The 17,726-nt window shown below is 48.9% G+C and carries 22 protein-coding genes and 1 other annotated feature; of the genes, 20 read left to right on the forward strand and 2 right to left on the reverse strand.

What is annotated here, in order from left to right; all coding sequences use genetic code 11:
- Window positions 1–24 precede the first annotated feature (24 nt).
- From M3630_RS25210 to M3630_RS25225, 4 genes are read left to right on the forward strand one after another with little or no spacing between them, the layout of a single operon-like run.
- Window positions 25–498 (forward strand): SRPBCC family protein, encoded by a 474-nt coding sequence (locus M3630_RS25210; RefSeq protein ID WP_251253923.1) that lies wholly within the window; start codon window positions 25–27, stop codon window positions 496–498.
- Window positions 499–557: 59 nt separating this feature from the next.
- The gene (locus M3630_RS25215; protein ID WP_237899761.1) at window positions 558–1,535 is read left to right on the forward strand and encodes a CPBP family intramembrane glutamic endopeptidase; all 978 of its coding nucleotides are present in this window, start codon (window positions 558–560) and stop codon (window positions 1,533–1,535) included.
- Window positions 1,536–1,550: 15 nt separating this feature from the next.
- Complete coding sequence (locus tag M3630_RS25220; RefSeq protein ID WP_012683849.1) at window positions 1,551–1,781, forward strand: DUF2508 family protein; 231 nt, start codon at window positions 1,551–1,553, stop codon at window positions 1,779–1,781.
- A 12-nt stretch (window positions 1,782–1,793) separates the two neighbouring features.
- Complete coding sequence (locus tag M3630_RS25225) at window positions 1,794–2,060, forward strand: pro-sigmaK processing inhibitor BofA family protein (protein ID WP_047074436.1); 267 nt, start codon at window positions 1,794–1,796, stop codon at window positions 2,058–2,060.
- Between the two features lie 16 nt (window positions 2,061–2,076).
- On the opposite strand, the gene M3630_RS25230 is transcribed toward M3630_RS25225, so the two are convergent.
- Window positions 2,077–2,604: a hypothetical protein gene (locus tag M3630_RS25230; protein WP_173612112.1), complete on the reverse strand. Its 528-nt coding sequence runs from the start codon at window positions 2,602–2,604 to the stop codon at window positions 2,077–2,079.
- Between the two features lie 208 nt (window positions 2,605–2,812).
- Here M3630_RS25230 and M3630_RS25235 point away from each other — a divergent pair, with 208 nt between their 5' ends.
- From M3630_RS25235 to M3630_RS25295, 13 genes are all read left to right on the forward strand, one after another.
- A complete protein-coding gene (locus M3630_RS25235; RefSeq protein ID WP_251253924.1) occupies window positions 2,813–3,808 on the forward strand; it encodes a hypothetical protein in 996 nt (331 codons plus the stop codon).
- A gap of 60 nt (window positions 3,809–3,868) precedes the next feature.
- A complete protein-coding gene (locus M3630_RS25240; RefSeq protein ID WP_007719893.1) occupies window positions 3,869–4,051 on the forward strand; it encodes a sigma factor G inhibitor Gin in 183 nt (60 codons plus the stop codon).
- Between the two features lie 104 nt (window positions 4,052–4,155).
- Window positions 4,156–5,628: an aminotransferase class I/II-fold pyridoxal phosphate-dependent enzyme gene (locus M3630_RS25245; protein ID WP_251253925.1), complete on the forward strand. Its 1,473-nt coding sequence runs from the start codon at window positions 4,156–4,158 to the stop codon at window positions 5,626–5,628.
- 39 nt (window positions 5,629–5,667) lie between these two features.
- Window positions 5,668–6,309, forward strand: a complete 642-nt coding sequence (tmk, locus tag M3630_RS25250; RefSeq protein ID WP_251253926.1) for a dTMP kinase — start codon at window positions 5,668–5,670, stop codon at window positions 6,307–6,309.
- 133 nt (window positions 6,310–6,442) lie between these two features.
- On the forward strand, window positions 6,443–6,772 hold the full coding sequence (locus M3630_RS25255; protein ID WP_007719896.1) for a cyclic-di-AMP receptor: 330 nt from the start codon (window positions 6,443–6,445) through the stop codon (window positions 6,770–6,772).
- A 92-nt stretch (window positions 6,773–6,864) separates the two neighbouring features.
- Window positions 6,865–7,311, forward strand: coding sequence for a YaaR family protein (locus M3630_RS25260; protein ID WP_007719898.1), 447 nt, complete (start codon window positions 6,865–6,867; stop codon window positions 7,309–7,311).
- Between the two features lie 16 nt (window positions 7,312–7,327).
- On the forward strand, window positions 7,328–8,308 hold the full coding sequence (gene holB, locus M3630_RS25265; RefSeq protein ID WP_251253927.1) for a DNA polymerase III subunit delta': 981 nt from the start codon (window positions 7,328–7,330) through the stop codon (window positions 8,306–8,308).
- 3 nt (window positions 8,309–8,311) lie between these two features.
- Complete coding sequence (locus M3630_RS25270; protein WP_173612108.1) at window positions 8,312–9,127, forward strand: PSP1 domain-containing protein; 816 nt, start codon at window positions 8,312–8,314, stop codon at window positions 9,125–9,127.
- Window positions 9,128–9,155: 28 nt separating this feature from the next.
- Window positions 9,156–9,527: a DNA replication initiation control protein YabA gene (gene yabA / locus M3630_RS25275; protein WP_173605680.1), complete on the forward strand. Its 372-nt coding sequence runs from the start codon at window positions 9,156–9,158 to the stop codon at window positions 9,525–9,527.
- A 109-nt stretch (window positions 9,528–9,636) separates the two neighbouring features.
- On the forward strand, window positions 9,637–10,404 hold the full coding sequence (locus M3630_RS25280; RefSeq protein WP_173612107.1) for a tRNA1(Val) (adenine(37)-N6)-methyltransferase: 768 nt from the start codon (window positions 9,637–9,639) through the stop codon (window positions 10,402–10,404).
- Window positions 10,379–10,654, forward strand: coding sequence for a GIY-YIG nuclease family protein (locus M3630_RS25285; protein ID WP_251253928.1), 276 nt, complete (start codon window positions 10,379–10,381; stop codon window positions 10,652–10,654). The genes M3630_RS25280 and M3630_RS25285 overlap by 26 nt, the downstream gene beginning before the upstream one ends.
- Window positions 10,651–11,523 (forward strand): 16S rRNA (cytidine(1402)-2'-O)-methyltransferase, encoded by an 873-nt coding sequence (rsmI, locus tag M3630_RS25290; protein WP_173612106.1) that lies wholly within the window; start codon window positions 10,651–10,653, stop codon window positions 11,521–11,523. Before M3630_RS25285 ends, rsmI begins: the two co-directional genes overlap by 4 nt.
- Window positions 11,524–11,654: 131 nt before the next feature.
- Window positions 11,655–12,305, forward strand: coding sequence for a class I SAM-dependent methyltransferase (locus M3630_RS25295; RefSeq protein ID WP_251253929.1), 651 nt, complete (start codon window positions 11,655–11,657; stop codon window positions 12,303–12,305).
- Between the two features lie 59 nt (window positions 12,306–12,364).
- On the opposite strand, the gene M3630_RS25300 is transcribed toward M3630_RS25295, so the two are convergent.
- Complete coding sequence (locus M3630_RS25300) at window positions 12,365–12,613, reverse strand: AbrB/MazE/SpoVT family DNA-binding domain-containing protein (protein ID WP_007719913.1); 249 nt, start codon at window positions 12,611–12,613, stop codon at window positions 12,365–12,367.
- A 444-nt stretch (window positions 12,614–13,057) separates the two neighbouring features.
- Window positions 13,058–13,313, forward strand: a binding site (T-box leader).
- Window positions 13,314–13,371: 58 nt separating this feature from the next.
- Here M3630_RS25300 and metG point away from each other — a divergent pair.
- The 3 genes from metG (at window position 13,372) to M3630_RS25315 (ending at window position 17,653) form a co-directional block, all read left to right on the forward strand.
- Window positions 13,372–15,399, forward strand: coding sequence for a methionine--tRNA ligase (gene metG, locus M3630_RS25305; RefSeq protein WP_173612104.1), 2,028 nt, complete (start codon window positions 13,372–13,374; stop codon window positions 15,397–15,399).
- Between the two features lie 27 nt (window positions 15,400–15,426).
- Window positions 15,427–16,197: a TatD family hydrolase gene (locus M3630_RS25310; RefSeq protein ID WP_251253930.1), complete on the forward strand. Its 771-nt coding sequence runs from the start codon at window positions 15,427–15,429 to the stop codon at window positions 16,195–16,197.
- A 358-nt stretch (window positions 16,198–16,555) separates the two neighbouring features.
- A complete protein-coding gene (locus tag M3630_RS25315; RefSeq protein ID WP_251253931.1) occupies window positions 16,556–17,653 on the forward strand; it encodes a resuscitation-promoting factor in 1,098 nt (365 codons plus the stop codon).
- The last annotated feature ends 73 nt before the right edge of the window (window positions 17,654–17,726 follow it).

The raw sequence follows: 17,726 nt of genomic DNA on the forward strand, positions 1-17,726 counted from the left end.
TTCGTTTCAAGAGGAGGATGCAGGATGCCAGTTATTCGTATGGAGTTTTTGATAGATGCTCCGCGACAGGTCTGCTTCGATGCTGCCAGAAGCATTGATTTGCATATGGAATCGACCGCCAGCACGAAGGAGAGAGCGATCGGAGGAGTAACGAGCGGACTGATAAACCAAGGGGAGACGGTTACCTGGGAAGCCGTTCACTTCGGTATCAAGCAGAATTTGACGGTGAAAATCACAGAGATGGAGGAACCGCGCTATTTTGTGGATGAGATGGTTTCCGGCGCATTCAAACGTTTTCATCATACGCATGAGTTTATTCCAATAACGGACAATCAGACGAGGATGATTGATATTTTTGATTACACATCTCCGCTGGGTATTTTGGGAAAGCTCGCAGATTGGTTGTTCCTGGAGGCGTATATGACGCGGTTTTTGCGGACGCGAAATGAATATCTCAAGCAAATAGCAGAAGATCAGATCAAAGCTTTGCGATCTTGATAGAAATGCCGGACTTTTTTGAATGGACGAGACATACAGTGAAATAGGAGCGTGAGGAGATGCTGACAGGACCAGGACTGTCGCTTGCGAGTGGGATACGGCGACAGAAGTCCACTCCATGGGCGATCATGCTGTTTATTGGGTATTGGCTCATGTTTGCTGCGGAGTTATCCATGATTCGTTTTCACAAGGGGGCAGACGGAAAGTGGATCGCTACCACCGTCGGGCAACCGGAGGTATGGCTAGGATTACTTGCATTTGCGGTGACGGTATTTAGCTTCATTGCGACCATTGGTTTCATTGTGAGCCTGCTAAGGGAAAGACGGCAGCCGACGTCATGGCTATGGCAATATGACGAGTTTACAGGGAATGATGTACTGCATATTGTAGCTTGGCTGCATGTGTTTCAAACAGGCGTACTACTGTTGTATGGGTTTTTGCTGGAAGGTACCTTCTTTTCCACCGGTACGATCGGAGGGATACTGGAATCAGCTATTTTTCAACTGTTCCTGTTGATTTTGATTCCGTTTTGGTTTCGTGGGCGACTGGGGGAAATCGGCGTTCGCCGACCTGTACGACTAGGCCGGATGCTGCTGATGCTAGCTGCTCTGTTTCTTTTGATTGCCCTGGTGTTGGATACGGTGGTGACTAACCCGATTGCGGACTGGTTTGGACTGTCTCTGTCCTCAGAGAGAGAGCAGCAGATCGAAAAAGAGATCGTACAGGCGAAAGAAACGGATATTTTGGCGGCGCTCACCTCACTTCTGGTCATTGGCATATTGGTTCCGATTGCGGAGGAGATTTTGTTTCGCGGCGTGATTCAGACTTATCTGGTTCAGAGAATCGGGCCCGTTTTGGGTATCCTGCTGAGCAGTCTCTGGTTTGGGCTCTTGCATATGGATATCGCTCTGTTCGCTCCACTTTTTGTCATCGGACTTATACTCGGATTCGTTCGACATCGGTACCAATCAATCTGGGGAGCCGTTTTGCTGCATGCGTTGAACAACATGACAGGAGTACTTTACTACTTTCATTGAGGGGGAAGCTTGCAGGTGAGTAGGTGGAGAAAAAAAGCGAGGTTCGTGGTGGAATGGAATGAAGCGAGCTTGGATGTGGCAGTCAATCAGGCGCGAATGGACTGGCAGCATGCCCGCCATCTTGTGGAGATCAGTGAACCGGATGGCGGTTTGGATGATGTCATTTACTATTTGCACGTGACCGAAAAGCGGTATATGTATTTGCTCGCGCAAGCAAAGCGCGAGAGGAATCGCCAACAGGCATAGGAGGAAAAGCCGATGACTACAGGGTGGGTTATAGCACTGATTGTAGTTGGAATTTTGCTGGTGGTAGCCGCCAGCAAATCTGTCACGGGCCCGATCAGGTGGATTGGATTTGGGATCATGCAAGTCGTGATTGGCGCATTATTGCTGTTTTTCACCAATCTGGTTGGAGAGTTGGCTAACTTTCACATCCCGATCAACCCGGTGACGGCTCTGCTCGTCGGACTTCTCCGTTTGCCTGGATTGGCGGCGTTGATTGTCATCAAGCTATGGGTTATGTAAAGGTGTATCGATTCTGTTATCCATCGGTAAGCAAAAAAGCAACGCCGCGATCCTCGTATTTCACACGGCTACGACTTGGCTGGCGAAAGGAAGCAAGGAGGGCGAGAAGGCGTGGCAGCGCGACGATCAACGTTCCGGTGATCAAGGTGAGCCCGTATCCTTCTGAAAGCCACACATAAGCCCCGGCTGCTATCGCCATACTTCCCACGATTACCGTCAGCTCACTTCCCCGATAGACAGAGAGCGGGATGGGAAGAGGATAGCCTGCCCCCCACCACGGAGAGACGAGCATATCGGCAGTTGTCTTTGGCTTATGGCTGCGCAGAAGGGCATACAGTCGAAATAAGACCAAATGACAGATCGGTATCACGGGTAGAATCGCTAACGTCACAATCAGCGTATAAGCGGGGACTTGTAGCATGAATGAGTGCCAAATAAGGGACAAGCCTATTAACAAGAGTTGAAAAAGGTAGCCGACGAATCGCCAGCGAAAACGATAGAGCAGCTTGTAGCTATAGATCGTATGGGCGGCGGTTTCCTTCATGAGAAGTCACTTCCTTTTACAGCGGTCTGGATGATTGAAAGTCTGCGTTTCCATTATCGCACAGTCGCAAATCTTGAGAAAGCTCATACAACGAATGAAATAAGCCGTTTGTCTAGCCTGATTAGACTGACGGTTTTTTGTTATGGGCAGGATAAAAGGAATGATAGGGGATCTGATTGGTTAGGGCGTGAGGAGGAGGGAAGAGAACGTGAAGCTATGGGTCATTTCAGAGGAGGTCGTAGCCAGATTCGGAAATGAGCTAGGAGCGTGTGGAATAGAGATGATTGTTTGCAGCGGAGATGCCGTACAAGAAGATGAAGGCGCCAATGGATTTCTGCTGACAAAAGAGAGTGATGGCAAGCTTTTGCAGGAAAGGATGCAACAGCATGGTACGGGGCCATGGCTCGCACTTGTTTACGGAAGCGACGTGCCATACGACTGGGCGAATACCCTGTATACCCAATACGAGCACACCGGGGAGTACGAGGTCATTCGCATGGCGTTATTTACCCACGAGCGTGCTTTGCTTGGAGGGGAACCTACTGGGAGATGGATGCGGTTCCTCTGTAAGCAACTCGCTCGCTACTCACTGGTGACGATGGTATGCGGGATGCGCGAGGTGGACGAAGCACTTCGGCAATTCCCTCGCTATTTGGCGTGGAAGGAGCAGTTTTACATCGAACTTGGTACAAGCTGCGATGAGAAAGGAATTTCTCTGCTCCAAGTCAGTCGCGCGCTCGGTATGGACAAACGAATCGGTCACGGCTGGCTCTACCCCTCCCGCCAAGACTCTTCCCTCATCGTTCAATGGCTTGAAAAAGAATGCAGGCTCATTCTACAAAAAGCCAATATACAGCGGATCGTACTTTGGGGAGAGGATTCGCTATGGGAGCATATGCCTTCTGGCTGGTTGGCTGAAAAAGAAGTTGCGGTGTACACGGGAGAGGACAAGCCAATTCCGAACAAAAGGAGGACGGGTTGGACGCTATACGATTCGTGGCAGGAAGCTGTAAAGGATGCGGATTTGCTCGTGATCGGGAATGCCGCGGGAACGACCATTGCAGAGCTGCCGTTATCAGAGCTGGTTGACAGAATGAGGCATTCCTATGTCATTGATGCTGCGGCTTGCTTCCCTGTGCAGGAAGCCCGGTCCTACTTCCAAGCCTACCGAGCTATCGGCGAAAACACGAACATTTGGGAATGATGCTGATTATAATGGGGTATAATGGTTGGTATATTGAGGAAAAGGGCAGGCGTTTTCACTATGGAAAAAGTTGCTCAGCGATGTATCGTCTGTGAACAGGAGCAGAATGACGGAATCGCCATTTGTGAGCAGTTTATCTGTCAACGGTGCGAACAGGAAATGGTCAATACCGATGTACAGGATGAAAAGTACCCGTTTTTTATTCATCAGATGAGACGCATTTGGTTGCGAAAAGATGCGTGAAGAAAGAAGGCATCGGTGCATTCCGGTGTCTTTTTTTTGCTGGATTCATGCGTGTCCAAATCATGCTAAAATAGGGGAATAAAAATAAAGGACGTGAGTCGCGCGTGTTGGAGAGAGATGTTGAATTTCGGGAGCGACAAAAGCGTGCGCCCCTTTATGAACAGCTTGAACGGCACGCCAAGCATCGGCCGCATCCGTTTCATGTGCCAGGACATAAAATGGGCCACAGCTTTGACAACCATGCGAAAAATCGCTTTCAAGGCATCTTGGAGCTGGACGTAACGGAGATTAGCGGGACAGATGACCTGCATCAGCCACAGGGTGTCATTGCAGAAGCGCAGGATTTGGCGGCGCAAGCCTTCCATGCGGAACAGACCAAGTTTTTGATCGGAGGAAGTACAGTAGGAAATATCGCCCTCATCATGACGGTATGCAGACCGGGTGACAAGATACTCGTACAACGCAATTGCCATAAGTCTGTATTCAACGGCATTATGATGGCCAGAGCAACCCCGATCTTTTTAGTACCTGCCGTCGATCTGGCAACAGGAGTCGCTGCGGGTGTAAGGCGCGAAGATGTAGAACGTGCGCTGCTTGCACACCCCGATGCCAAGGCAGTTTTTTTGACGAATCCTACCTACTATGGAATGGGTATCGATTTGGCGAAAATGGCGGCTACGGTCCACCGGTTTGACGTACCGCTTTTGATAGACGAAGCCCACGGTGCCCACTACGGGTTCCATCCTGCCTTTCCTCGTTCTGCCATGCAGGAAGGTGCGGATGCTTCGGTCCAATCGACACACAAAATGGGAACGGCAATGACGATGTCCTCGATGCTGCATATTCAGGGAGAGCGAATTGATCGTGAGCGGTTGTTCCGCCATCTCGCCATGCTTCAATCTTCCAGCCCATCCTATGTGCTGATGGCTTCACTCGATGTAGCCAGACGTCATCTGGTGTTGGAGGCGACTGAGGAATGGAACAGGTTGTTGCCGCTTTTGGACAAGTTTCGGGAGCGACTTGATCGACTGGACTGGCTGGATTGGCCGCGGCTGTCCACGAACAGCGTATACGCTACGCTTGACCCGCTGAAGCTGTTTTTCCATTTGCGAACGGCCCAATTCAGTGGATTTGAGTTGCAGAAATGGATGGAAAAGCACGGGATTTTCTCGGAGCTGGCGGATGACTCTCATGTACTCCTCGCAGCCTCGACGGGAACAACCTCCCGAGACCTGGATGCTTTGTGGAGATTGCTTGAATCGATGGCGCCGCAAGTAGAACCGGGGGAGGAGCGCATTCTTTTGACGGGAGTCGTGTCTTCCCATTATTTGCGCGAGCAGGCATTGCCGATGCATGAAGCCGTTGACTGCCCGAGGGAGTCGATTCTTTTGGAGCAGGCTCTGGGACGCATTGTGGCAGAGATGGTGATTCCATATCCGCCAGGGATTCCGGTGCTGGTGCCAGGCGAGCGGATCGATGAAGAAAGTCTGGCGATGCTAAAGGAATTGGCGAGAGGACAAACCCGATTCCATGGCGTACAGGACGACCAGCTACAAACGATACAGGTCTTACGATAATCTAAGCAACTGGCCTGCTACAACAGGGGTGGAAGGAGTATGGAAGTGGCAACAGGAAAAAAAGGCCGATTTATAACGATAGAAGGCGGAGAAGGGGCTGGGAAATCCACCGTCATCGCAAAGCTGTACGAAGAGCTGAAAGCGCGGGGAGTCGATGTGCTTTTGACTCGTGAGCCAGGTGGAATTGATATCGCCGAAAAAATTCGGGAAATTATTTTGAATCCGGCCCACACGCAGATGGATGAAAGAACAGAGGCCCTCTTGTATGCGGCAGCACGTGGCCAGCATTTGGCGGAAAAGGTGTTACCAGCCTTGGCAGAGGGCAAGCTGGTACTGTGCGACCGTTTTATTGACAGTAGTCTTGCCTATCAAGGACATGCGCGGGGATTGGGCATTGATGCTGTCTACCAGATTAACCGATTTGCTGTTGGTGACTGTATGCCGGAATTGACTTTTTTCTTTGATGTACAGCCCGAAACCGGATTGGCACGGATTAATGCTTCCCGTGGACGAGAAGTAAATCGTCTCGATCTGGAAGGGATGCGTTTCCATGAGCTTGTTCGGGAAGGGTATCAGCTGGTCATGGAACGCGACCCAGAGCGCTTTGTCGTGATTGATGCCGAGCAGCCGATGGAACAAGTATATCAATCTGCCCTACAGGCACTGCTAGACAGATTGTAAGGTTCCCTGTACCGCAGGATGATGTACATGCTGTATAATATGTTTAAGCGAAATAACGTACCAAGCCTACGTGTTTTTCATACAATGAAGAAGTCAAATTGGGAATTGATCATGGGAGAAAGGGTGATAGCCGATGAAAATGGTAGTTGCGGTCGTCCAAGATAAAGATAGTGGTCGTCTGTCTCAGCAACTGGTGAAAAAAGGTTTTCGTGCTACGAAGCTGGCTAGTACGGGTAGCTTTTTACGCGCCGGTAACACAACTTTTTTGATCGGTACGTCTGACGAAAGCGTGCCGGAAGTAATCGACATCATTGCGCATAATTGCAAATCCCGCAAACAAATGGTCACTCCCGTCTCTCCACTCAGCAATGCTGTAGATTCGTTCATGCCATATCCGTTGGAGGTACAGGTGGGTGGAGCGGCAGTATTCGTATTGGATGTCGGAGAGTTCCACTCATTTTAACGTGGTTCCTTCTCTCTTTTTTCGCAACTTTCGTATATACTTGATCTCACGGGGACAAACCTTGTATTGGATCGGGCGACGGAGGTGGCGATATGAAAATCAGTGATGGGTTACGGCCTAAACTGGACTTGATCAAAACGACGGATTCACGCAAGAATCCTCAACTGGAAAAGCTGAATTTTGGCACGATGATTCAAGGAGAAGACGAACGCATGTCTCAGGAGAAGCTTACCCGGCTACTGACAGACATAGACAGGCAGGGACAGATTCTTGCTCGTTCCCGTGCCGTTCGTGACTTCTATGCTTATAAAAATCTCGTCAAGCAGTTCATGGAAGAAGCTGTGAAGTTCGGCATAGCCTTAGATGACAGACGAGGAATGAATCGGCGTGGCCGCAGCAGGCTGTATAAAATCGTCAAAGAGGTGGATGCAGAGCTGCTCAAACTGACAGATGAGCTCTTGAGCGAGCAGGCACCAACGATTGATTTGTTAGCCAGGATTGGCGAAATCCGCGGCATGTTGATCAATTTGTATTTTTAGTGGGTGTGAAACCATCATGACATGGACCCGTTTTTCCCAGCAGCCACGAGCACAGGAACTGCTGTATCATAGTTTGCGCAACGAACGATTGGCACACGCCTACTTGCTGGCGGGTCCCAAAGGTTCAGGTAAAAAGCAGATGGCCCTGCATCTGGCGAAGTCCCTTTTTTGTACGGAAAGGGAGGCAGACGCCTGCGGGGCCTGTGTTACATGCAGGCGCATAGAGGGTGGCAATCACCCGGATGTGTTGTTTATTACGCCTGATGGGGCTTCGATTAAGATCGACCAGATCCGTTCGCTGCAAAAAGAAATGGCGATGCGCGCCGTCGAATCGTCACGCAAGGTATATATCATCGAGCACGTCGATAAAATGACGACACAGGCTGCCAACAGTCTGCTCAAGTTTCTGGAGGAACCGCCCGCTGGTGTCCTGGCACTTCTTTTGACAGAGCACAGCCATGCGATTCTTCCTACGATTTTATCGCGATGCCAAATCGTTCAATTTTCACCACTTTCTTCAGAATCGATTGCGGAAAAGCTGCGTGCAGAGGGCGTTTTGGCGGGAATGGCGCAGGTTGCTTCCCACATTACGACAAATGTGGAAGAAGCCATGACACTCAGCCAATCAGAATCGTTTGCACAGCTAAGAAATCTAGTGATACAATTGGTGCAGGAGTGCAAACAGCGCAATTCATCTGCACTCTTAACGATCCATGATATGTTGCAAAAGAGCGACAAAAGTAAAGAGGAACTACCCCTCTTTTTAGATTTGCTCATCCTTTGGCTGCGCGATATCCTGTATTTGCAAGTAGGCAGGCATGCCCATCTCATTAACAGCGACCAACAGGATGTGCTGCAAGGACAAGCACTGGTATGGACAAAAGCTGAGCTCTTGCGCGGGATAGATTTGGTCATGGAGACGAAAAATCGGATAGAGCGAAATGCCAACGCACAGTTGGCTCTTGAGCGGTTGGTTCTTCAATTCCAGGAGGGATAACCCTTGTACGAGGTTGTTGGGGTCCGCTTTAAGAAAGCGGGCAAAATATATTACTTCGACCCTGACCGACTGCCGATTGAGCAAGACTGCACCGTCATCGTTGAAACGGCGCGAGGGGTCGAATTTGGCAAGGTCGTCATTGGCAAAAAAGAAGTGGCTGAGTCTGATGTCGTATTGCCGCTGAAAAAAGTCATTCGGATGGCAGACGAGCGAGATGCGAAACAGGTGGACGAAAACAAGCAAGCCGCCAAGAATGCTTTTGCTGTATGTCAGACGAAAATCAAAGAGCACAAGCTCGATATGAAGCTGGTCGATGTGGAATACACGTTCGACCGCAACAAGATTATTTTTTATTTTACCGCTGACGGCAGGGTTGATTTCCGTGAGCTGGTAAAAGACCTCGCCTCCGTATTCCGCACCCGGATTGAGCTTCGCCAGATCGGTGTGCGTGACGAAGCCAAAATGCTTGGCGGGATCGGCCCTTGTGGCAGGTTGCTTTGCTGTTCGACGTTCCTCGGCGATTTCGAGCCTGTCTCGATCAAAATGGCCAAGGACCAAAATCTTTCGTTGAATCCAGCCAAAATCTCTGGTCTGTGCGGCCGGCTGATGTGCTGTTTAAAATACGAGAACGACAACTATGAAAGCTCGAAGGATGAGATGCCGGACATCGGCAAAATGGTCAACACCCCGATGGGGAATGGACGAGTCGTTTCCGTAAACGTACTTGACCAATCTGTCCAAGTAGAGCTTTCAATCGACAAACGCGTCACCGAGTTCGGATTGGATGAGATTGCGATAGGTCTCCCCACCTTTGAATAAAGTGTGGGGGTAGGGGAGAGGTGAGCTAGTGGACAAACGGGAAATCTTCGTCAAGATGGCGAGCATTGAAGAACGTATTGGCGACCTTTATAAGGAAATTGGTGAACTGAAAGACGTCATCGTTGTTTTGATGGAGGAAAACGCCCAATTACTCGTTGAAAACCAGCACCTTCGCAACCGACTAGACAGGAAGAAGACCGGCTCCCAACCAAAACAAAAGGGAACAAGCCCTGTCGCGAAGGAAAAAGCCAAAAAGGCAGTGGTCGGAGAAGGATATGACAACCTCGCCCGTTTGTACGCGGAAGGATTTCATATCTGCAATGTGCATTTCGGCAGCCTGCGAAAAGAAGGGGATTGCCTGTTCTGTCTCTCATTCCTGAGCGGCGGCCCTCAAAAATAAGCGGTGAGTAACCAGCACCACATGAAAAAAGCGACCTGGGCCACGTGTCAGGTCGCTTTTTTCCGGATAGGAATAATAAGACAAGAACAAAAGGGAGTACGAGCCACAGATGGAACCTGTCACCAACGTGCCGCTTTATGAAACAGAGCGCATCGATGATTTATTGACACATGAAATGAAAATAATCCAGAGCCACGAAGTGTTTTGTTTCTCGATGGACGCTGTTCTTTTGGCGCGATTCGCATCTGTGCCGAAGCGCGGAAAAGTATTGGATATGTGCACGGGCAATGGGGCTATACCGCTCATTATGACCACGCGTACGCCAGAAGCCAGTTTTGATGGAATCGAAATTCAAGAGCGTTTGTTCAGTATGGCGAGCCGCAATGTGACATTGAATGGCTTGAACGAACGAATTACGATGCATCACGGCGATGTGAAGGATGCGGTGTCGCTGTTCGGGCATGGGAAGTACGATTTGATCACATGCAATCCGCCGTATATGCCTGCGACCAGTGGGGAGAAAAACATCAGCGAGCACTTTGCGATTGCCCGTCATGAGATTATGCTGTCCTTGGAAGATGTCATTCGCGTGGGGAGCCAGCTGCTAAAAAATGGCGGGAAGCTGGCGCTCGTGCATCGATCCACACGTTTAATCGACATCATTTCGCTTATGCGCCAATACGGCATCGAGCCGAAACGGATGCGCCTGGTTTATCCGCGCAGGGAAGCAGAGCCAAATATGGTTCTGATCGAGGGAATAAGGGGTGGAAAGCCGGAGCTGAGAATTCAGCCACCGCTGATTGTGTATGAAAATGGAGAGCAATACTGTGAAGAACTACAGGAAATCTATTATGGCAGACGAGATTCCCTCGAGTAAGAGTCATTATGTCTACATCCTCTCTTGTGCGGATGGGACACTCTACACCGGATATACGACAGAGCTGATCCGTCGCTTGGCTGCTCATAATGAAGGAAAGGGTGCCAAGTATACGAGAGGCCGCGGGCCAGTGGAGCTGCTCTATTGGGAAGAAGGAGCAGACCGTTCCTGGGGTCTCAAGCGTGAAGATAGCATCAAACGATTAACGCGCAAGAAAAAAGAAGAATTGATTGGAGGGGCCTCCGAATGAATGTGCAACGCAGTTTTGCGTCAGAAGAAGCAGGAGTCCTTTATTTGGTGGCTACACCCATTGGCAATCTCGATGATATCACGGTGCGGTGCCTAAATACGTTGCGTGAAGTCGATGTCATCGCGTGTGAAGATACGCGCCAGACGAGAAAGCTGCTGAACCATTTTCAAATTGAAAAACGTACGGTCAGCTATCACGAGCATAATAAGGAAGCAAGTGGGAATGGGTTGCTGCAGTGGCTTGCCGAGGGCAAGAAGATTGCTTTGGTAAGCGACGCTGGCTTGCCCGCTATTTCCGACCCGGGTGCGGAGCTGGTACGAGATGCGACCGCAGCGGGATTTTCTGTCATCCCCGTTCCAGGTGCCAATGCGGCGTTAACAGCTTTGATTGCTTCCGGTCTTCCTACGGATCGCTTTGTATTTTGCGGATTTATGGGACGCGAAAACAAAGAAAGACGCGAAGAGCTGGAGCGACTGAAACGATATCCTGAAACGCTGATATTTTATGAAGCTCCCCATCGGGTTGAAAAGACGCTTGCTGCCATGCGGGAAGCGTGGGGGAATCGCCGAGCTGTCCTGGCAAGAGAGCTGACAAAGCGTTACGAGGAATTTGTGCGTGGGACGTTGGATGAGCTGTTGGAATGGCTTAGAAGCGGCGAGGTGCGTGGTGAATTTTGTGTGATTGTCGAAGGGAACACCGGTCCGCTGGAAGCGGAAGTCGATGATACCTGGTGGCAATCGCTGAGTATCGTGGAACACGTGGATCATTACTGCGCACAAGGCATGGGGAAAAAGGAAGCCATCAAGCAAGCAGCCGATGATCGAAACGTATCCAAGCGAGATGTTTACAACGAATATCATCGTGAATAAATGTTAAAGAGGGAGCAAAGCTGGCCGATACGGTCGGCTTTTTTCTTTTCGTCATCTCGACGTGGCAGGTGAATACGATGGTAAGGGGCGCTGAGGGTGTTTTCGGAAGGAAAGGAAGGGGGGGATCAGCTGTGAGTATTCGTGATTCTCGTTTTATTGTGAAAACAGATGAAAAAGACGATCATTTTATTTTTACGCTGCCGGTTACATGGAACAGTAGACCGTACGAATATGCCTGGGCCAAACAGTTTGCCAGGCCGAATGACGTTGTACTTGATTCGGCATGCGGGATCTGCCACCCATTCAAATTTTATTTGGCCGATCATTGTCGAGAAGTACACGCTTGTGATCTCGATAACCGGATACTGTCTAAGGAAGCGATCTATCAAGATATTGTGGACGTATTTGGGAAAAGAGTAGCAGATAGCTTGCCTGTGCATTATTTTGACGGTATTTATTATTGTCGAGCAAATTTGACTTACTTGCCGTACTCAGATCAAAAGTTTGATACTGTATTTTGCATCTCTGTTCTCGAGCATCTTGAAGACCCGATTATGGTGGAAGCATTTCGCGAATTTCATAGAGTGTTAAAAGACGATGGGCAGCTTGTACTCACATTTGATTACCCGCTGATCAATTTAGCCCGACTGCAGCAAGTTTTGGTGGAGGTTGGATTGCAGTTTTCTGGCGACGTATCCTTTGAAATGCCAGCTGATGTGGTCTATTCTGATTTGTATGTGCCCAGGCTGTACTTCTTCCGAGCGCTGCTGAAGAAAAAATAGCAAACAAAAAGCCTTTGTAGGCTCGTCCCACAAAGGCATGTCTATGTAATCAAATGAAATTAGCGTTTAACAGGCATTTCTGTCAGACAATCTTGGCACACAATTTTACCTTTAAAGTGAGATACCTTATCAGCGTTTCCACAGAAGATACATGCAGGCTCATACTTTTTCAGGATGATGCGCTCTCCGTCAACGTAGATTTCCAAAGCATCTTTCTCAGCGATACCCAAAGTGCGGCGCAATTCGATTGGAATAACAACACGACCCAATTCATCTACTTTGCGAACGATACCGGTTGATTTCATCATAGTTAAAATCTCCTCCCAAAAGTCTGTATATGTCGATGCTATTGTTTTACGCTCATCATTTATCGTCAATATTCGACATTTTCTGTTGGGATTATCATACCAGCCATTCCCAAAGGTGTCAACATGATTTTGACAATTCCTTGAAAAGCAAAATGTTTTTTCAAAACGAAAATGCTGTTAAATCGGTGTTTCTCAAAATGTTGGCATCGATATGGAAATTTTTATGGATAAAATTTACTGGGAGTATTGGTGTCGAATAAGTCGACGAATGTCGAAACGAAACATGGCGATTCGACAAAAACTCCAAGTTTTCTCTTTTCTGCTGGTAATTTGTAAAGTTGGTATGAAGCCAGCGATAAAATTCCTTAGGAAAATGGGCTTGCCGAGGATGTTTACAAAACAGGTTGGTCGTGTACAATAGAGGATAAATGCAGCAAATGATACCAAACGACCATGATGGGAAGAGTAAGCCGATCCTCCTTATTTCAGAGAGCCGGGGTAGCTGAAAACCGGTATAAGCGAGCAAGCTGAACATGGCCCCTGAGTCTTGCAGATGAACAGTAACGGCATTGACCGTACCTTAGTAGTTTGTGACGTATGCCCACGTTACGGGTAGAGTCATGTTTTGACTCACCAAGTCCGTTTTCCGTGAGGGGACGGAGTATTTGGGTGGTACCGCGAGATAGAGCTCGCCCCAATTTTTTTGGGGTGGGCTTTTCCTTATTTTAATAAACGTAAACAGGAGGGGAATAGTTGCAATGAAACCTACTTATTACATCACAACACCGATCTACTATCCAAGTAACAAACTCCACATCGGTAACGCTTACACTACAATCGCGTGTGATGCCATGGCTCGTTATAAGCGTTTGCGCGGCTATGATGTATATTACCTGACAGGGACAGATGAGCATGGTCAAAAGCTACAAGAGCGTGCAGCCGAGGATGGCAAACAACCACTCGAATTCATCGACCCGATTGTCGATTGGGTAAAGGACCTATGGCAAAAGCTGGACATCTCTTATGACGATTTCATCCGTACCACTGAGCCTCGTCATAAAGAAGTCGTACAAAAAGTGTTCCAGCGTCTGCTCGACCAAGGTGATATTTATTTGGGTGAGTACGAGGGCTTCTACTGTGTGCCTTGCGAAGCTTTCTGGACAGAAACTCAAGCGAAAACAGACAACGGATATGCTTGCCCAGACTGTGGCCGCGAAGTGAAAAAAGTGAAGGAGAAAAACTACTTCTTCCGCATGTCCAAGTATCAGGACAGACTGCTTGCACACATCGAAGCAAACCCTGAATTTATTCAACCGGAGAGCCGCCGCAACGAAATGATCAATAACTTCCTGAAGCCAGGCCTCCAGGATTTGTCCGTATCCCGCAGTACATTTGACTGGGGAATCAAGGTGCCGAGCGATCCAGAGCACGTCATTTACGTATGGATCGATGCATTGACGAACTATATTTCTGCCCTCGGCTATTTGTCCGAAGACGACAGCAAATACCGTAATTTCTGGCCAGCCAATGTTCATATGGTTGGAAAAGACATTTTGCGTTTCCATACGATCTATTGGCCAATCCTGTTGATGGCACTGGATATCCCGTTGCCAAAACAAATTTTTGGTCATGGCTGGCTTCTGATGCCGGATGGAAAAATGTCGAAATCCAAGGGCAATGTCATTGACCCGAAGGTTTTGATCGACCGTTACGGTTCTGACGGCGTTCGCTACTTCCTGCTTCGTGAAATCAACTTCGGTCAGGATGGCATCTTCACGCCAGAATCGTTCGTACAGCGCCTGAACTACGACTTGGCTAATGACATCGGAAACCTGCTGAGCCGTACCGCTACGATGATTGAGAAATATTTCGATGGTATCGTTCCAGCTCCACAGGATGCAGGAGAGCCGGATGACAGCCTGATCGGCCTTGCGATGAAAACGAAGGCGTTGGTGGAAGAGCACATGGAAGAAATGCGCTTCTCCAATGCACTGGCTCATATCTGGGAACTGGTGGGACGTACAAACAAATACATCGACGAGACCATGCCTTGGAATTTGGCAAAATCCGAAGAAACCAAAGGTCGTCTGGCAACCGTTATGTACAATTTGGTGGAAAGCATCCGCATCAGCTCCGTGCTGATCCAACCGTTCATGACCAAAGCCCCAGCGAAAATTTGGGACCAACTGGGTATTTTGGGCAATGAAGAAGCAACGAGCTGGGAATCTGCAAGTGTATGGGGTGGATTGCCTGCTGGAAGCACCGTTAGCCGCAAGGAACTGCTCTTCCCTCGTCTGGATGTTCAAGCGGAACTGGCTTTCATCGACGATTCGACAGCAGAAGCACGTCGCCAAGCGGAGGAAAACAAGAAAAAGCAAGCAGCTTTGAAAGGGGAAGCACCTGTGAGTGAAACAAACACCAACCAAACAGAAGCAGCAACTGCCAAGCCAGCTGATGCAAAAGAAGAAATCAGCATCGACGATTTTGGAAAAGTAGAGCTGCGCGTCGCACAGGTAGTGGAATGTGCCAAGCATCCAAATGCAGACAAATTGTTGGTTCTGCAATTGGATCTCGGCTACGAGAAGCGCCAGGTTGTTTCTGGTATCGCGAAATACTACTCCCCAGAAGATATGGTTGGCAAAAAAGTGATCCTCGTAGCCAACCTGAAGCCAGTGAAGCTTCGCGGTGAGCTGTCTCAAGGAATGATCTTGGCAGCATCGGCAGGAGATCAGTTGACACTTGCGACTGTTGACCCAAGTATGCCTAACGGAGCAATCGTGAAGTAACGAGGGCAAGGAAAGGAAGGACCCATCTTGTTATTTGAAACCCATGCTCATCTAAATGCGAAGGAATTCGATGAGGATCGTGCTGAGGTCATTGCTCGTGCGCAAGAAAATGGCGTCAGTACGATTGTGAACATCGGATTCAACGCTGAAACAATTCCAAGCTGCATGGATTTGGCTCATGCGTATGACTTTATTTACGCCGTTATCGGTTGGCATCCACAAGACGCCAAGGATATGACAGACGAACACCTGGAATGGATCGAGGAACTCAGTCGTGATCCAAAAGTAGTGGGCTTGGGTGAAATGGGCTTGGACTACTACTGGGATACGTCGCCACGCGATGTGCAGGCAGAGGTATTCCGCAAGCAGATTCGTCTGGCTCGCAAGCTCGACTTGCCGATCATCATCCACAATCGCGATGCGCACCAAGACGTTTTGACGATCCTGAAGGAAGAGAAGGCAGCAGATGTTGGCGGCATCATGCACTGCTTCTCAGGCAGTTGGGAAACAGCGAAGCAGGCACTCGATATGAATTTTTATATTTCGTTCGGCGGCCCGCTTACATTCAAAAATGCCAAGCAGCCAAAAGAAGTAGCGGCGAAGGTACCGCTAGACAAGCTGTTGATAGAGACGGATTGCCCGTATCTCACTCCGCACCCTTTCCGTGGAAAGCGAAATGAGAGTGGATATGTGCGTTACGTCTGTGAGGAAATGGCGAACATTCATGGTTTGTCTTACGAGGAAATGGCACAAATTACTGCAGACAACGCGAGACGTCTTTTTCGCATGAATGGTTAATAAAAACGGGAAATCACGATTGATCACGTGATTTCCCGTTTTTTTGTGTGAAGTAACCAGGTTCTACTCCATTTTGTCGAAGCATACGATGAACAATGTGTCGAACGATTATTGTCCATCCGACATGGCTTCTCGACAGGTTTCTGCTACCATTCGCCAAGCCTATTTTGCTAGTCTGATACCATTATCTCTTCAGCCAAAAGGGAGGGTAAATTTGACAAAGCCGAGAAAGTGAAATACAATCAAAGCCGACCTTGTGAAGTACCGGCCACTTCCAGAATATTAGTGCAATTACATCGACCCTTACCTGGCTAGACAAGAAGAGCCTTGTGCTTTTCTAGGAAAAGGAGTGTGGGAAATGGAGTTACGCGCGATATGGGAAAGGTATAAGAATCGTGGGCTAGTCATGTTTGGCTGCCTTGCTCTTGTGCTCGTTCCCATGATTGGCTATTTCTCTGCCCAGGCTACTCAGCCAAAACAGGTCACTTTTTCGTTGGACGGAGAAAGCAAGACGGTCGCTACAAAAGCCAAGACCGTTGAGCAGTTCTTAACCGAGCGAAACATTGCGGTAACGGAAAAGGATTCCCTTCAACCGACACTAGAGACGAAGCTAAAAGACGGAGCACTCATTACTTTATATACAACCTGGTCCATACCAATCCAGGTTGACGGGCAGAAAAAAACGATAGAGACACTTAGTCGTGATGTTGCTGGTGCGTTGAAGGACGGCGGCATCGTGCTAGGTGAGAAGGACCGGGTAGAACCGGCATTGACCGCTACACTTACCAAGGATTCCTCGATCAGCGTAAAGCGGGTTGTTGAAAAAATGGTAAAAGTCGATGAGCGAGTCACCTTTCAAGAAATACGCAAAAATGATCCAGCGCTGGAAAAAGGTAAAACCCGCGTATTACAGAGCGGGCAAGAAGGTAAGGCAATTGCACACTACAAGCTGATCATGGAAGATGGAAAAGAAGTCTCCCGTGATCTGGTCAAAAGAGATGTACTTGTACCGAAGAAAGATAATGTCGTAGCCGTGGGTACCGCAGTCCCAACGTTGCAGAAAAAGGGTCAACCAGATCGGGTCCTGGTTGCTTCTGCAGCGGGTCCGGTCTCGCGTGGTGGAAAAGTGTTTAGGCCGAAAAAAGTACTGAACGGGGTTACCCTGACTGCATATACTCCTTCGGGAGGTGGCAAACACCCAAGCTCTCCAGGATATGGACGCACATCGACAGGGGTAAAAGCCAAGGCAGGTCACACAATCGCTGTAGATCCTAAAGTCATTCCGTATGGATGGTGGGTGTACATTGAAGGTGTTGGGTATCGTCGAGCTGAAGATACGGGTGGCGCCATGAAAGGTGGCAAAATCGACGTATTCGTAGGCACGGAGTCCGAGGCGAGGAAATTCGGTCGCAAGCGAAACAAAACTGTATATATCATTGGACCACAGAAGCCTTAGGACAGGAGCGATTGCTCCTGTTCTTCTGTTTCCTCCATGGTGATTGTGATAAGCTGTTTGTTAGTTAGACGAT

Source organism: Brevibacillus sp. MER 51 (genome assembly GCF_023714195.1).
Classification (GTDB): Bacteria; Bacillota; Bacilli; order Brevibacillales; family Brevibacillaceae; genus Brevibacillus.

Bases quoted from the DNA above. Each gene is read 5' to 3' on its own strand.
- M3630_RS25210 (WP_251253923.1), top strand. From the start codon at position 25: ATGCCAGTTATTCGTATGGAGTTTTTGATAGATGCTCCGCGACAGGTC.
- M3630_RS25215 (WP_237899761.1), top strand. From the start codon at position 558: ATGCTGACAGGACCAGGACTGTCGCTTGCGAGTGGGATACGGCGACAG.
- M3630_RS25225 (WP_047074436.1), top strand. From the start codon at position 1,794: ATGACTACAGGGTGGGTTATAGCACTGATTGTAGTTGGAATTTTGCTG.
- M3630_RS25230 (WP_173612112.1), bottom strand. From the start codon at position 2,604: ATGAAGGAAACCGCCGCCCATACGATCTATAGCTACAAGCTGCTCTAT.
- M3630_RS25240 (WP_007719893.1), top strand. From the start codon at position 3,869: ATGGAAAAAGTTGCTCAGCGATGTATCGTCTGTGAACAGGAGCAGAAT.
- tmk (WP_251253926.1), top strand. From the start codon at position 5,668: ATGGAAGTGGCAACAGGAAAAAAAGGCCGATTTATAACGATAGAAGGC.
- M3630_RS25255 (WP_007719896.1), top strand. From the start codon at position 6,443: ATGAAAATGGTAGTTGCGGTCGTCCAAGATAAAGATAGTGGTCGTCTG.
- M3630_RS25260 (WP_007719898.1), top strand. From the start codon at position 6,865: ATGAAAATCAGTGATGGGTTACGGCCTAAACTGGACTTGATCAAAACG.
- holB (WP_251253927.1), top strand. From the start codon at position 7,328: ATGACATGGACCCGTTTTTCCCAGCAGCCACGAGCACAGGAACTGCTG.
- M3630_RS25280 (WP_173612107.1), top strand. From the start codon at position 9,637: ATGGAACCTGTCACCAACGTGCCGCTTTATGAAACAGAGCGCATCGAT.
- M3630_RS25285 (WP_251253928.1), top strand. From the start codon at position 10,379: ATGGCAGACGAGATTCCCTCGAGTAAGAGTCATTATGTCTACATCCTC.
- rsmI (WP_173612106.1), top strand. From the start codon at position 10,651: ATGAATGTGCAACGCAGTTTTGCGTCAGAAGAAGCAGGAGTCCTTTAT.
- M3630_RS25300 (WP_007719913.1), bottom strand. From the start codon at position 12,613: ATGATGAAATCAACCGGTATCGTTCGCAAAGTAGATGAATTGGGTCGT.
- metG (WP_173612104.1), top strand. From the start codon at position 13,372: ATGAAACCTACTTATTACATCACAACACCGATCTACTATCCAAGTAAC.
- M3630_RS25315 (WP_251253931.1), top strand. From the start codon at position 16,556: ATGGAGTTACGCGCGATATGGGAAAGGTATAAGAATCGTGGGCTAGTC.